This is a genomic window from Microbacterium sp. H83, from assembly GCF_001650405.1.
GTDB lineage: Bacteria > Actinomycetota > Actinomycetes > Actinomycetales > Microbacteriaceae > Microbacterium.
Map to the genome: position 1 here is coordinate 1 of NZ_LWCU01000055.1, position 12,662 is coordinate 12,662.

General features: G+C 68.6%; 15 protein-coding genes. 10 read left to right on the top strand and 5 right to left on the bottom strand.

Going from position 1 to position 12,662, the window contains the following annotated elements:
• The coding region (locus tag A4X16_RS16190) for a serine/threonine-protein kinase (protein ID WP_157560260.1) at window positions 1-1,055 on the bottom strand (1,055 nt) is incomplete at its 3' end.
• 226 nt (window positions 1,056-1,281) lie between these two features.
• Here A4X16_RS16190 and A4X16_RS16195 point away from each other — a divergent pair.
• From A4X16_RS16195 to A4X16_RS16205, 3 genes are all read left to right on the top strand, one after another.
• Entirely contained in the window at window positions 1,282-1,509 is a 228-nt protein-coding gene (locus tag A4X16_RS16195) for a DUF2188 domain-containing protein (RefSeq protein ID WP_067122680.1), read from the top strand.
• Window positions 1,509-2,315, top strand: coding sequence for a 3-keto-5-aminohexanoate cleavage protein (locus A4X16_RS16200; protein WP_231880405.1), 807 nt, complete (start codon window positions 1,509-1,511; stop codon window positions 2,313-2,315). The genes A4X16_RS16195 and A4X16_RS16200 overlap by 1 nt, the downstream gene beginning before the upstream one ends.
• A gap of 142 nt (window positions 2,316-2,457) precedes the next feature.
• Window positions 2,458-3,663 carry a MalY/PatB family protein gene (locus A4X16_RS16205; protein ID WP_067122683.1) on the top strand — a complete coding sequence of 402 codons (1,206 nt, stop codon included), beginning with the start codon at window positions 2,458-2,460 and terminating at the stop codon, window positions 3,661-3,663.
• A 213-nt stretch (window positions 3,664-3,876) separates the two neighbouring features.
• Here the strand turns inward: A4X16_RS16205 and A4X16_RS16210 are convergent, their stop codons facing one another.
• Window positions 3,877-5,058: a MalY/PatB family protein gene (locus A4X16_RS16210; protein WP_067122686.1), complete on the bottom strand. Its 1,182-nt coding sequence runs from the start codon at window positions 5,056-5,058 to the stop codon at window positions 3,877-3,879.
• 268 nt (window positions 5,059-5,326) lie between these two features.
• On the opposite strand from A4X16_RS16210, the gene gnd reads away from it, so the two are divergent.
• From gnd to A4X16_RS16240, 6 genes are all read left to right on the top strand, one after another.
• On the top strand, window positions 5,327-6,436 hold the full coding sequence (gene gnd, locus A4X16_RS16215) for a phosphogluconate dehydrogenase (NAD(+)-dependent, decarboxylating) (protein WP_231880406.1): 1,110 nt from the start codon (window positions 5,327-5,329) through the stop codon (window positions 6,434-6,436).
• A gap of 92 nt (window positions 6,437-6,528) precedes the next feature.
• The gene (locus A4X16_RS16220; RefSeq protein ID WP_067122690.1) at window positions 6,529-6,993 is read left to right on the top strand and encodes a GNAT family N-acetyltransferase; all 465 of its coding nucleotides are present in this window, start codon (window positions 6,529-6,531) and stop codon (window positions 6,991-6,993) included.
• Window positions 6,994-7,193: 200 nt separating this feature from the next.
• Entirely contained in the window at window positions 7,194-7,757 is a 564-nt protein-coding gene (locus tag A4X16_RS16225) for a dihydrofolate reductase family protein (protein WP_067122693.1), read from the top strand.
• Window positions 7,758-7,915: 158 nt separating this feature from the next.
• Window positions 7,916-8,098 (top strand): hypothetical protein, encoded by a 183-nt coding sequence (locus tag A4X16_RS16230; RefSeq protein ID WP_067122696.1) that lies wholly within the window; start codon window positions 7,916-7,918, stop codon window positions 8,096-8,098.
• A 169-nt stretch (window positions 8,099-8,267) separates the two neighbouring features.
• On the top strand, window positions 8,268-8,570 hold the full coding sequence (locus A4X16_RS16235) for a hypothetical protein (RefSeq protein ID WP_157560263.1): 303 nt from the start codon (window positions 8,268-8,270) through the stop codon (window positions 8,568-8,570).
• A 177-nt stretch (window positions 8,571-8,747) separates the two neighbouring features.
• Window positions 8,748-9,707 (top strand): hypothetical protein, encoded by a 960-nt coding sequence (locus A4X16_RS16240; RefSeq protein ID WP_067122702.1) that lies wholly within the window; start codon window positions 8,748-8,750, stop codon window positions 9,705-9,707.
• 121 nt (window positions 9,708-9,828) lie between these two features.
• Here A4X16_RS16240 and A4X16_RS17945 read toward each other — a convergent pair whose 3' ends face one another.
• A complete protein-coding gene (locus A4X16_RS17945) occupies window positions 9,829-10,392 on the bottom strand; it encodes a hypothetical protein (RefSeq protein ID WP_157560265.1) in 564 nt (187 codons plus the stop codon).
• Window positions 10,393-10,496: 104 nt separating this feature from the next.
• On the opposite strand from A4X16_RS17945, the gene A4X16_RS16245 reads away from it, so the two are divergent.
• On the top strand, window positions 10,497-11,066 hold the full coding sequence (locus tag A4X16_RS16245) for a TetR/AcrR family transcriptional regulator (RefSeq protein WP_231880407.1): 570 nt from the start codon (window positions 10,497-10,499) through the stop codon (window positions 11,064-11,066).
• A gap of 72 nt (window positions 11,067-11,138) precedes the next feature.
• Here the strand turns inward: A4X16_RS16245 and A4X16_RS16250 are convergent, their stop codons facing one another.
• Both A4X16_RS16250 and A4X16_RS16255 read right to left on the bottom strand, forming a co-directional pair.
• Window positions 11,139-11,402 (bottom strand): hypothetical protein, encoded by a 264-nt coding sequence (locus tag A4X16_RS16250; protein ID WP_197491862.1) that lies wholly within the window; start codon window positions 11,400-11,402, stop codon window positions 11,139-11,141.
• A gap of 77 nt (window positions 11,403-11,479) precedes the next feature.
• A complete protein-coding gene (locus A4X16_RS16255; RefSeq protein WP_067122708.1) occupies window positions 11,480-12,655 on the bottom strand; it encodes an ATP/GTP-binding protein in 1,176 nt (391 codons plus the stop codon).
• Window positions 12,656-12,662 lie beyond the last annotated feature (7 nt).

The following is a 12,662-nucleotide window of genomic DNA, read 5'->3' on the forward strand; positions in this document are numbered from 1 at the left end:
GCGTCGTGACCGATGTGGCCGGCACCGATCCGGTCGCTCCCGTCGAGCCCGTGCTCGAACCGGCGGTCGACCAGCAGCCGAACGACACGGGGGATCCCGCGAACTCCGGGAACTCCGGGAACTCCCGAAACTCCGGGAACTCCGGGGATGGGGGCGGCGGCGGCGCGAGCGGCACGCCGGGATCCTGGGGGCGCGATGTCGTCGTGCTCGTCCGTCGCCTCGCCGCGCAACAGCTCCCGGGCGGCCCGCATCACCTCGCCGGCGCGAGGCCGGTCATCGGGCTCGAGGCTGGTCATCCGCGTCAGGAGGGCTCGCCACTCCTCGGGGACCGTCTCCGGGATGGACGGCGGGGTCAGCAGCCGTGACACCGTGGCCTGGCGGCTGGCCCCGATCGCGGGATAGCCCGGTTCGCCGGAGAGTGCCTCGAGGATGACGAGGCCCAACGCGAAGACGTCGACGGCGGGCGTGGGCTCCGCGTCGCGCAGCTGCTCGGGAGCCATGTAGGTGAAGGTGCCGAGCACGACTCCCGGTCGGGTGACGCGGGAGCTGCCGATGGAGCACGCGATGCCGAAGTCCGCGAGCTTCGCGGCCCAGGGTCCGCCGCGCTCGCGCGCGAGCAGCACGTTCGACGGCTTCACGTCGCGGTGGACGATGCCCGCCTCGTGCACGGCTGCGAGACCCTGCGCGAGATCGCGGAGGATCCGTGCGACCTGGCGTGGAGGCAGGGGGCCTTGCGCCATTCTGTCGGCGAGGGTCGGACCGTCGACGAACTCCATGACGAGGTACTGCGGGCGCCGCGGCTGCAGCTGGGCGTCGTACAGGGTCACGAGGCGGGGGTGGCTCACCGAGGCGAGCAGCAGCTTCTCGTTGTGCGCACGGTCGAGGGACGAGAAGGCGCCCTCGCCCTCGTGGATCATCTTGATCGCGACGGTGCGCTCGAGATGGGTGTCCTCGGCACGGTAGACGGTCGCCATGCCGCCGCGGCCGACGGGTTCGTGCAGCACGTAGCGTCCGTCGAGCAGCGCGGCCGTGGGAGACACCACTTCCAGCGTCATCGATCACTCCTCAGGACTGTGTCGGGTCACATCGCGCCCGACACTATGACTCGCTCGCAACCCGCGTCTTCGGCCTTGACGCGGACGCGTTTCCGTGGGTGAGATCCGGAGCGGAAGCCGATGGCACGGCCTGAGCGACGTTCGGCGAGAACCGCGCATCCTGTCAAGCCCCTCTTTCGATGTCCGACGCTCCGCGTAGGAAGGAGGAAGACAGAGAGGACGCGTCATGGCTGCAGGCGACATCGAGACGTTCCCGCGCGACGGCATCTGGTTCAACAGGATCGAAGGCGAATCCCGCACGCTGGGCTCGAGCTTCGAAGACCGCGAGGAGGCGATCCGCGTGGGGCGCGGAGCAGCCACGGCACGGCAGGTCGAGCACACCGTCCGCACCGAGGAAGGGCCCTCCGAGACGGGCAACCTCTACGACTGGCACCCGCGGGACCTCATGAACTGATGGGGCTCGGCTCCGACAGGATCACGACACGACGGATGCTGGTGCAGGCGTGCATCAACGGTGCGCGACCGGTGACGCATCATCCCGCGCTCAGTGCCGACGCCGTCCTCGCAGCCGCGGAGGCTGCACGATCGGTGGCTCTCGGCGCCGCGGAGATCCACGTGCACCCGAAGGATGCCGCGGGGCACGACAGCCTCGCGTCCGATGACGTCGCGAGGTGGGTGCGCGCGATGCGCGACGCCTGCCCGGGGACGCCGGTCGGCGTCACGACGGGTGCCTGGGCGGAGCCCGATCCGTCAGCCCGGCTGGCGGCGATCGACGAGTGGACGGAGCTTCCCGACTTCGCGTCGGTGAACTGGCACGAGGCGGGTGCCGACGAGGTCGCCGCCGCGCTGCGCAGGCGCGGTGTCGATGTCGAGGCCGGCATCTGGGACGGTGCCGGCCTCGAAGCCTGGCGGCGCTCGCCGGAGCGCGGCCGGTGCCGACGTGTGCTCGTCGAGCTGCCCGACGAGGCGGCGGAGTCGGTGCGCGCCCACGCCGAGGGCCTGATCGCGCACATCGAGATCGACGAGCCGCGGATGCCGATACTCCTGCACGGCGAGGAGAGGTCGGCGTGGCCGGCGTTTCTGCTCGCGATCGAGCTCGGCCATGACACCCGCATCGGGCTGGAGGACACGACCGCCCTGCCGGACGGGCAGACGGCGCCCGACAACGCCGCGCTCGTGCGGGCGGCGCTCGGTCTCGTCGCGGCGGCCGGCCGGTCCGACGCGGTGTCCCGGGCGGGTCGCCCTCCCGTCACGGACTGAAATGCGAAGTCGCCTCCCGTCGGCGGCATCCGTATGGTGGGAGTTTCCGCCGAGAGGAGTCGCCGTGTCCGAGAACGAGCCGCACCCGGACGGCATCCTGCCCGCGCCGCGATGTCGGCGGATCGGCTGAGGGCAGCACCGCATGACCGACCGCACGCCCCCTGCGCAGCATCCGCTCGACGCCCGCACCCGGTTCGACCTCGATCGTCCGGAGAGTAGGAAGTGGAGTCTGCATCCCGGTCGTATCGGAGCGTGGGTCGCGGAGATGGACTTCGGCGTCGCGCCGGAGATCGCCGCGGCGCTGCATGCCGCGATCGAGGAGGAGAACCTCGGGTACCTGTCGCCCGCGTCGGCGGCGAGGCTCGGCTCGGCGACGGCCGACTGGATGCACGACGAATACGGCTGGTCGGTCGATCCCGAGCGCGTGCATCCGGTGTCCGACGTGATGGCGGCGCTGCGGGTGGCCGTCGAGGAGTACGCGCCCGAGGGATCGGCCGTGATCGTGCCGACTCCGGCATACATGCCGTTCCTGACATATCTCCCCACGATCGGGCATCCGGTGATCGAGGTTCCCGGCATCGAGATCCCGGATGCCGACGGCACGAGGCGCTGGCATCACGATCTGCAGCGCATCGACGAGGCGTTCGCGGCGGGGGCCAGGACCCTGATCCTGTGCAATCCGCACAATCCGACGGGCACGATCGCGGGCCGAGACGAGCTCGCGGCCATCGCGGAGATCGTCGAGCGTCATGGCGGACGGGTCTTCGCCGACGAGATCCATGCACCGCTGCGCTTCGACGGCCGCCCCTTCGTCCCCTACGCATCGGTGTCGGAGCAGACCGCCGCGCACACCGTGACGGGGACGAGCGCGTCGAAGGCGTGGAACATCCCCGGCCTCAAGGCCGCCCAGCTCATCACGTCGAACGATGCCGACCAGGAGCGCTACCGCGCGTTCGGGTTCGCCGTGCAGCACGGCGCGTCGACTCTCGGCGTGGTCGCCTCGACCGCCGCGTACCGACAGGGCAGGCCCTGGCTCGACGGCGTGACCTCTTACCTGTCGGACTCGCGCCGGGAGCTGGCAGCGCTCGTCGCGGAGCACCTCCCAGGAGCCGTGTTCCGGGCGCCGGAGGCGACGTACATCGGATGGATCGACACGGGCGCGCTGGAGATCGACGGTCCGCCGGCGGCGTTCTTCCGTGAGCACGCGGGCGTCGTCCTCACGGAGGGAGCCCTGCTGGGCCGTGGCTTCGAGCGCTTCGTGCGCGTCGTCTTCGCGACTCCGCGGCCGATCCTGCGCGACGCGATCGCGGCGATGGGGAATGCCGTCCGCGGCCGTTCCGGGCGCTGAGCGAGCCGGCCTCCGGGGCTGAACAGGTATATCCGGGGCGATGGCCCGCTGCAGGGTGTCGTCGGTCAGCGAGACCAGCGCGACCCGGTCGAGGAGTCCTGCGCGGCGGCTGCGCTGACCGCCCGTCGGTCGGCCACGGCATGGAGCTCGACGACGAGAAGGTGGGACGCCACGAACCGGATGCCGGGAACTCGGCCGACGGATGCCGGGAACTCAAGCGACGTCGGATGCGGCGCGCTGCTGCAGTGCGGCGGCGATGCGCTCGACCGCCTCGACCATGACCGGCCGCGGCAGCGCGAACACGAACCGGGTGAAGCCGACGCCGGCCTCTCCGCAGGCGGCGCCGTCGGTCATCGCGACCCCGGCGTTCTCGCGGAACCACTCGCCGAGGTCGCCGGTCAGTCCGGTCTCCCGGAAGTCGAGCAGTGCGATGTAGCTGCCCTCGGGGGTGGTCATCCGCACGCCGGGCAGCTTCTCCGCGACGAGCTGCGCCAGCATCCGACGGTTGCCGTCGAGGTAGTCCACGACGCCGTCGAGCCATTCCCGGCCGGCCGTGTAGGCCGCGGTGTTCGCGAGGACGCCGAGCGTCGACGTGCCGTGTCCGGCCCAGAAGCCGACGCGCTCCCAGAGCTCGACGTCGGCGTCGTTCGACAGGATGATCTGCGCGCACTTCAGCCCCGCGAGGTTCCAGGCCTTCGATGCCGACGTCGCCGTCAGGGTGTGCGACGCGGCCGAGTCCGAGACCGAGGCGTACGGGATGTGCTGCGCCGGCGCGTAGACGATCGGGGCGTGGATCTCGTCGGAGAACACGCGGCCGCCGGCATCCGTCACCACCTCGGCGATGGCCAGAAGCTCCTCGCGCGAGGCGACCGTGCCGAGCGGGTTGTGCGGGTTGCAGAGCACCAGCATCTCGCCGCCGTCGCGGAACGCCTGCGCGACGGCCTCCAGGTCCATGACCCAGCGTCCGTCGACCTCGATGCTCGGCACCTCGATGACGCGGCGTCCGCGCATCGGCGGCACCATGAGGAATGGCATGTACGCGGGGGTCGGCACGATGACGGCGGATCCCGGGGTCGTGAAGTTCTCGATCGCGAGTTCGAACGCGGCGATCACGTCGGGCACGTGGTGCACGCGCTCGGGGTCGACGTTCCAGCCGTAGGAGTCGGCGTACCAGCGGACGGTCGCCTCGGACAGATCCTTCGCGACCTGCGTGGGGAGGTATCCGGTGAGTCCGCGGTCGAGAGCGCCCGAGATCGCATCGTTGATCGCCGGGGCGAGACCGAAGTCCATCTCCGCCACGAAGGCGCCGATCGTGTCGGGGAAGGTCGTCCATTTGACGCTGCCCGCGCCGCGCAGATCGTCTTGCGTGATCAGGTCGAACGTGCCGGGGGTCACGCGGGCTCCTCTGAGTCGTCGTACGGGGGTCCTTCAATCCTTCCAGTTCCGGACGCGGCCGGGGTCGCCCACGAGTCGGTGCCCGGTGCCCGCCCGCCGGTCGGTGCCCGTGCACGATTTCGGATGCCGGAGGCGACACGCCGCGCCCGACCCGGTGCCCCGCGGCGTGTCGCCTCCGAGCTCCGCAGCTGTGCCCGCGCGCACCCGCGCATGACACCGACTGGCCGGCACCGCAACGGCATTGAGTGCCCACCGGGTGCGTGCGAGGATGACCCCGACTCGGCTCGCGCAACCGTGGGCCGACCGTGACGAAGGGATCCTCATGCAGCTGGCGATGATCGGACTCGGCCGGATGGGCGCCAACATCGTGCGCCGTCTCATGCGCGACGGGCACGAGTGCGTGGTCTACGACGTGAACGCGGATGCCGTGAAAGGCCTGGTCGCCGAAGGGGCGGTCGGCGCGAGCAGCATGGCCGACCTCGCGTCGAAGCTCGAGGCGCCGCGAGCCGTCTGGATGATGGTCCCCGCCTCGCTGACCGGAGCGGTCGCCGACGAGGTCGCCGAGGTGCTCGACGAGGGCGACATCCTCATTGACGGCGGCAACTCCAACTACCGCGACGATGTCAGGCGTGCGAAGGCGCTGCGCGAGCGCGGCATCCACTACGTCGATGTCGGGACCAGCGGCGGGGTCTTCGGCCTCGATCGCGGCTACTGCCTCATGGTCGGCGGACCGGATGAAGCGGTGGAGCGCCTCGAGCCGATCCTGCGCACGGTCGCTCCGGGTGCGGGCGAGATCGAGCGCACGCCCGGACGCACCGGCGAGCTCACCCCGGAGGAGCAGGGCTACCTGCACTGCGGGCCGTCGGGCGCGGGGCACTTCGTGAAGATGGTGCACAACGGCATCGAGTACGGCATCATGGCGTCGATCGCCGAAGGGCTCAACATCCTGCACAACGCGGATGCCGGTGTGCGCGAGGCCGAGCACTCCGCGGAGATCGCCCCGCTGGAAGAGCCGGAGTACTACCAGTTCCCGATCGACACCTCGAAGGTGGCCGAGCTGTGGCGTCGCGGATCGGTGATCTCGTCGTGGCTGCTCGACCTGACGGCCGCCGCACTCGCCGACAATCCGACTCTCGACGGTCTCGCCGGACGCGTCTCGGATTCGGGCGAGGGCCGCTGGACGGTCAAGGCCGCCGTCGACGTGGGGGTGCCTGTTCCCGTGCTGGCGGCGTCGCTGTTCGAGCGCTTCGCCTCGCGGGGCGAGGACCACTTCGCGAACCAGGTGCTGTCCGCCATGCGGCTGCAGTTCGGCGGACACCAGGAGCTCCCCGCCGGCGACGTGCTCGAGGCCGGCGCCCGCAAGGCCGACTCGGACTGAACCGCGGCGGGCCGGCTCGGCCGGCCGGGCTCTCAGCCGGCCGGGCTCACGCCTCGCGCGACACCGGACACGACTCAGAGAAAGGCATCCGCATGACCTCGATCCCTCTGACCCGCCGGGCCGAACCCGCCGACGCCGTCACCGTCGCGCGGCTCCTGCACGCGTTCAACTCCGAGTTCGACACCCCGAGCCCCGGCGTCGACGTGCTCGCCCGCCGATTGACGCTGCTCCTCGCCGAGCCGACGACCTTCGCGATCGTCGGCGGCGCTCCGGCGGTGGGCGTCGCGCTCGTGACGCTGCGCGCGAACGTCCGGTCCGACGGCCCGGTCGCGCTGCTCGACGAGATGTACGTCGCGCCCGCCCACCGCGGAACCGGCATCGGGTCGAAGATCATCGAGCACATGGTCCGCACGTGCCGCGAGCTCGGCGTCGCGGAGATCGAGATCAACGTCGACGAGTCCGACACCGACACGATGCGCTTCTACGAGCACCACGGGTTCACGAACGGCGACCCCGACACCGGCGAGAAGGCCTTCTCCTTCTACAGATCGCTCTGAGTCGCGGCCTGTCCCGGCATCCGCCTGTCTTCGTCGCCTGCCCTGGCCTCGCGGGGTCACTATCGCATCGGATACCGGCGTTGCCGGTGCGCTTCTGACCCCGCATGCCGGCCCGGACGCGGTTTCGACCCCGCAGCCGCCGTGGCAGTAGCCTGACGGCGTTCGGCAACACACTGCCCGCATCGAAGGAGAGCGGCCCCATGAGACCACTGCGCTACGCGATCAACGTCACGCTCGACGGCTGCGTCCATCACGAGGCGGGTGTCGCGCCGGACGAGGAGCTGATGCAGTTCTGGACGGACCAGATACGAGCAGCGGATGCCGAGATCTACGGCCGTGTGACCTACGAAATGATGGAATCCGCCTGGCGGCGGCCGGCTGACGGCGTGTGGCCGGACTGGATGAGCGAATGGGAACAGCCCTTCGCCGACGCGCTCGATCGCGCGAAGAAGTACGTCGCTTCGAGCACTCTCACGTCGGTCGACTGGAACTCGGAGCTGATCCAAGGCGATGTCGTGGAGGCGGTGCGCCGGCTCAAGGAGCAGCCCGGAGGTCCGCTCTCGGTCGGCGGCGAGAAGCTCGCTCGCGAGCTGACCGATCACGGACTGATCGACGAGTACCTCTTCGTGGTGCATCCGATACTCGCCGGGCACGGGCCTCGGCTGCTCGACGGACTCCACGAGCGCGTGCGGCTCGAGCTCGTCGACCGGCGGGAGTTCGGGTCCGGTGCCGTCGCGCACACGTTCCGCTCTGCCGCGTTCTGAGGTTCTGAAATCCAGACCCGACAGGACACAGAATACTGCGGGCGTAGCCAAATGTGTGCTTTTCTTGCTCGCATGATACCCAAGGCACGTCGAATACCTCGAGTGTCGAGCAAGCTGACATCGCGGGGGCGAACTCAGCCGCGGCAGTCACTGCTTCGATGGCACCGGAAGCCGCGCTCGCGGCGCCTGGTGTTCTCGTCGGCGAAGAGATCGTGGCGACTGCAACCGTGATCGCCTCTCCCGCGAGTCAGCACGACTTCGAATACAGGACGGACGGCCATCTGCCGTACCAGTCCGGGTCGGGTGAAATCATCTTCCTCGACGACGAGGCGATTTCGTGAGCGTGGCTGCTCCGTGGGCAGTCGACGCGAACGGCGTCACCGCGGAGACGAGGTGCGAAATCCGAGGAGGCGATCTCGTTCACGTCGTTATGCCCAGCGCGACCACCGTGACTACGTTCATCTCGGGGCCGGATGAGGTGTCGGCATGATTGTTCACTCGCTAGTCGTCGTGCTCGCCGTGATCGCCGGGGCGATGTTCGGGGTGCAGGTTCGAGCCCCTCTTCAATGGATCGGTGCGGTCGTAGGCGTCCTCATCGCGGGCGTCGTCGCGGCTGCGGCAATCTTGTCGGACGTCGGTTCAGCATGGACCGGACCGTTGTTCGCGATCGTCGCAGCTGTGACCGCAGTGCTGATCAGCGCGCAAGCCCGGCGCGATCATCCCGGCTTCGAGGGCGAGGGGTACTGGCAGCGAGTGCTCCTCGTACTGAGGCCGCGCCATGCGCGCGCCCGTCAGGACCGGTCGGGCGGGTGAGGTGCGCGTGAGACTCGCGCGTTTCCTCGCCGAGAAGGGATAGACCGGGGCGCCGGTGGGCTCCGTTCGTCGGACGTCGACCGGAGCCCACCGGTGGGCTGTCCGCGACCAAGCGCGCCACGCTTTTCGAGGTCTGGTGAAACGCCTGGGGCCAACCGGTGTGCCAGGCTCTCTCCCGTGACCGTCTCCACCCCGATCGCCCACGCGACACCTCCGGCCCGCCTCCTCCCGTTCCTCATCGGCGTCGGTGGCGGACTCCTCGGCATCCTGCCGTGGCTCGTCGGCGGTGCGCGCCTGCCGCTGCAGAACCTCTGGACCGTCGCCACCATGCCCGACGCGATGCCGATCGTGCTGCTGCCGGTCAGTCAGTACTTCGCCATCCTTCTGTTCTCGCTCGTGCTGCTCGGCGGCGTCTTCGCGGGCTTCGCGATCCGCATCGTCGCTCGGCGCCGAGCCGTGGCGGTGTGGGCCGCATCGCTCGGAGTCCTCGCCGTGCACGTCGTGGCAGCGGTGGAGAGCTTCGCCGTTGTCGCGAGCGGTCTCTCCCTCGGATACGACTCACGCGCGGCGGTCTACCTCGTCGGGATGCTCGGCGGAACCTTCGCCGCCATCCTCCTCGCCCAGCTCGGCTTCTGGATGGCCTCGCGCCCGTCCGTCGGCATCGCCGCGTTCGGCGTCGCGCTCGCCGCGGTGCCGTTCGGACAGTGGGTGTCGCGGTGGTTCCTCGCATTCACAGGCGACGCCTTCGCGCCGGCGTTCTTGCCCGAGCTGACGCGATGGATTCCCGCGGTCATCGTCGGAGTCGCGCTCGCGTGGTGCGGCATCCGTCCGGTGTGGCGGATCGTCGTGTGGGTCGTCTCGCTCCTCACGCTCGCGCTGCTTCCGTCGCTCTTCGGTGCCATCCAATACGGCCTCGGCTCGCGCATCCTCGGCGGCAACCTCGTCGAGATGGCCTCCGCGTCGGCGCAGATCTTCCCGCTGCTCTTGCAGGAGACCGGGCTTCTGCCGGTCGCGGTCGCGCTGGTCATCGGAATCGTCGGGACGGTCGTGCGGATGCTGATGACGACTCAACGAGAAGTGGATACTGGGCAGCAGCAGGCCGTCGAGGAGCCGTCGCCCTACGCCTCCGGTCGTTGAACCTCCCGCCGGATCCGAGCGCGGCGAAGCGCGGTGGCATTCCGGACTCGCTATTCGGCGAGGGACACCAACTGGTTGCGTCGGCTACGTGACCGGGGCTGAGAGCGAAGCAAAGAGATCGTCATCGCGACATCTCCGTGGACAGCGGACGCAGGATTTCGATGTCACTCAAAGCGAGTCCAGCAGTGTCGATCACCCATTCGTTCTCATCGCGCCAGTTGGTGCTGTGGATGTGCGCCAGAGCGCGGCTGGCCGAGGCGCCTTCGAGCATTAGAAGCGTCGCTGCTCGCCCCGCACAAACGTTACGGTCGAGAAAGACCTCAGCTTTGCCTCGATCGTCCGTCCACGACATCCCAAGCTCATGCCCCTCCGCCGCCGCCCGGAACAGTGGAGGCAGTTCCAGTGGAGAAGGAGCGGAGACACCGGTTTCGCAGAATCCGGTTTCCGAGAAAAGCGTTCGCCAGTGGACAGTGGCGATGCGTCGTTCTGGGTAGTCGGTACTCACCCATGTGTGCGCGAGCGCGACCCCTAGGAGATCGGTCCGATCGACGAACGCGCCCTCACGGTAGAGCGCCCAGAGTTCAGTCGGCAGGTCTTCCGGAAGGGGCTCGCACCCATTGCGCTGCGAAGCGAGACTCAGCCACTCGCCATACTCTTCTATTCCGAAGTCCTTCGCTATGGACATGGCTCACTCCCGAGTGCGTACGATTCACCCTCACGCTATCGGGCGGCGACAGGAACATCGCGTTGACAGCCGCCTGCAACGGTGCGAGCGCATACGCTTGACGGATGCCCCGTCCTCGTAGCGAAGCCGCGCGCCAGTCCGTGCTCGAGGCGATGCGCGCCGCCGTCATCGCCGGGACGTACGAGTCGGTGACGATCGAGGGCCTCGCCGAATCCGCGACCGTGTCGAAGCAGACGATCTACCGCTGGTGGCCGTCGAAGGCGGCCATCCTCGGTGAGGCTCTGCTCGAGGGCGACCTTCCGGGTGCGGACGTGTCCGTGCCGATGACCGACGACATCCGCGCCGACCTGCACGCGTGGTTCACGGCGATGTCGAGGGGACTCGGAAGTCCGAAGGGCGTCGCCCTTGCTCGTGCGCTGATCGCCGTGACGGCGACCGACCATGAGTTGGGGCTGGCGCTCAACGAGAGGCTGGCAGCGCCGATCCGGACGTGGGTCGCCGAGCGGGTTGCCCGCGGACAGGTCGACGCGCAGGTACGAGCAGACGTGGATGCTGACGCGATCGCCGATCAACTCATCGCGATGGCGTCATACGCGGCGCTGATTGGGCAACCGTTGAGCGCGGATCGCGTCGAGGAGACGGTGATGCGGTTGCTGCGAGGGATCACGCGGTGAGCGAGAGACGCGCGAATCCCGTTGCGCAGCTGACTACCGACTCGGTCGTTGTGCCCTGACCTGACAGGGAAGTCAGGACTCAGATGCCGGCGGGTCGGGAAGCGCCCATATCCGCGAGTACTCGTCACTCACCTCGGGCCAGACGATGCGAAGGCCATCCTCCACGGACTGAACTGACGCCGCGGTGTCGCCGAGCAGCACGAAGTCGTGCGTGATCGGGCGGCCGGAGCGGTCGAGTCGCTGGTCTGGGTCGCGAAGCCGCAGAGCACCGCGCGTACCCACCGCGCGGTAGGAGTCGGCCTCGAGATCCAGTGAGTCGAAGACGGACTCATACACGGCGAGCGCATCTGTGATGCCGCCTGTGCGGAGGAACCGAAAGCCCCATGACCGCCCGCGAGCGACCCAGATGAATGTCACTTACGGCTCCGCAGCAGCACCTTTGCGTGCTCGGCGTCCTCCAGGTCGATGCGGAAGCGTGTCAGCACAGCAGTCAGGTAATCGTGGCGGGCGAGCGCCTCAGCCTTGGCCTCCTCGAGCTTCGCACGCCCGGCGTCGAGAATCTTGTCGATGGCTTCCTTCGAGATCAGCGCAGTAAGACCGGCGGCCAGCACGGCAAGAGGTCCGGGCAGTTTCACCTTCTTGATGAAGGGCGCAATGAGAGCGAGTGCTGTGGCGACTTGCTCGGCGTTGTTCAGGAGGTGTTCCCCGACCTTCGGGGGAAGCTGCATGGTCCGCGCCCAGTTGGCGTGCCTCTCGAACGGGAGCACAGCTGCGATAGGCAAGAGCAGATCGACGCCCACCCGCTGACTGACCTCGATCTCGTCAGGGCGGAACTTCGCGGACGAGAGCAGGAGGAAGTCCTCACCGACAGAAAGGGCTTCGGGCGCCGCGACCATGCTTTCGATCGTCCTCCGCAGGCGGTCGAGGTCGCCTGCGCTCTTCTCGATGATCAACTCTCTGAACTGCTGCACGTCGGTGTCGGGCATCAGGTCCGACTTCGACAGTGCGACGATCCAGATGCGAGGGAAGACGACGAGCGGTTTGCCATCGACGAGGATGTCGTCGCGGAGGCTCTCCAGACCTGTGCGGTAGTTGTGGAACAGCGACTTCAGGTAGGCCTCCTCCTGCCCGGCGTTGTCGAGCAGGAGCTGAGCATCGACGAGAAGCACGGCGACGTCTGAGCCGAGGAGAGCGCGGAAACCTTCCACGCGGCGGGCCGCTTCTTCGCCCTCGACTCCTTGGGTGAACCATTCACCCGGATAGTCGTGCCAGACGAGCCGCACCTCATCGACCGGCGGCTTCCGCTTCGGATCGGAGGTGAGTCCCTTCGCGCGCTTCACCGAGAAGGAGTACGAGATCGACTTGAACTTGTTCGGCTCGGGCACTCGGGCGGAGTTTCTCATCCCCAGATAGTTCTGGAAGAGCTTCGCTCCCTGCCCTGCGTCGCCTGCGACGACGTCGAACAGATTGCGCTCGCCGTATCCGTCTTCCTGCGTCGGACCGAAGAAAGAAGACAGCAGAACTGTCTTGCCGCTCCCGCTCTCACCGAAGACCGCAATGTGCTGCTCGAGCCTGTTCTTTGTCGCCACCGTCGTA

What these genes read in the sequence shown, in the direction of transcription:
- A4X16_RS16245 (WP_231880407.1), top strand. Translation starts at nt 10,497, where the DNA reads ATGCCCCGTCCTCGTAGCGAAGCCGCGCGCCAGTCCGTGCTCGAGGCG.
- A4X16_RS17945 (WP_157560265.1), bottom strand. Translation starts at nt 10,392, where the DNA reads ATGTCCATAGCGAAGGACTTCGGAATAGAAGAGTATGGCGAGTGGCTG.
- A4X16_RS16195 (WP_067122680.1), top strand. Translation starts at nt 1,282, where the DNA reads ATGGCTGCAGGCGACATCGAGACGTTCCCGCGCGACGGCATCTGGTTC.
- A4X16_RS16225 (WP_067122693.1), top strand. Translation starts at nt 7,194, where the DNA reads ATGAGACCACTGCGCTACGCGATCAACGTCACGCTCGACGGCTGCGTC.
- A4X16_RS16205 (WP_067122683.1), top strand. Translation starts at nt 2,458, where the DNA reads ATGACCGACCGCACGCCCCCTGCGCAGCATCCGCTCGACGCCCGCACC.
- A4X16_RS16230 (WP_067122696.1), top strand. Translation starts at nt 7,916, where the DNA reads ATGGCACCGGAAGCCGCGCTCGCGGCGCCTGGTGTTCTCGTCGGCGAA.
- gnd (WP_231880406.1), top strand. Translation starts at nt 5,327, where the DNA reads ATGACCCCGACTCGGCTCGCGCAACCGTGGGCCGACCGTGACGAAGGG.
- A4X16_RS16220 (WP_067122690.1), top strand. Translation starts at nt 6,529, where the DNA reads ATGACCTCGATCCCTCTGACCCGCCGGGCCGAACCCGCCGACGCCGTC.
- A4X16_RS16200 (WP_231880405.1), top strand. Translation starts at nt 1,509, where the DNA reads ATGGGGCTCGGCTCCGACAGGATCACGACACGACGGATGCTGGTGCAG.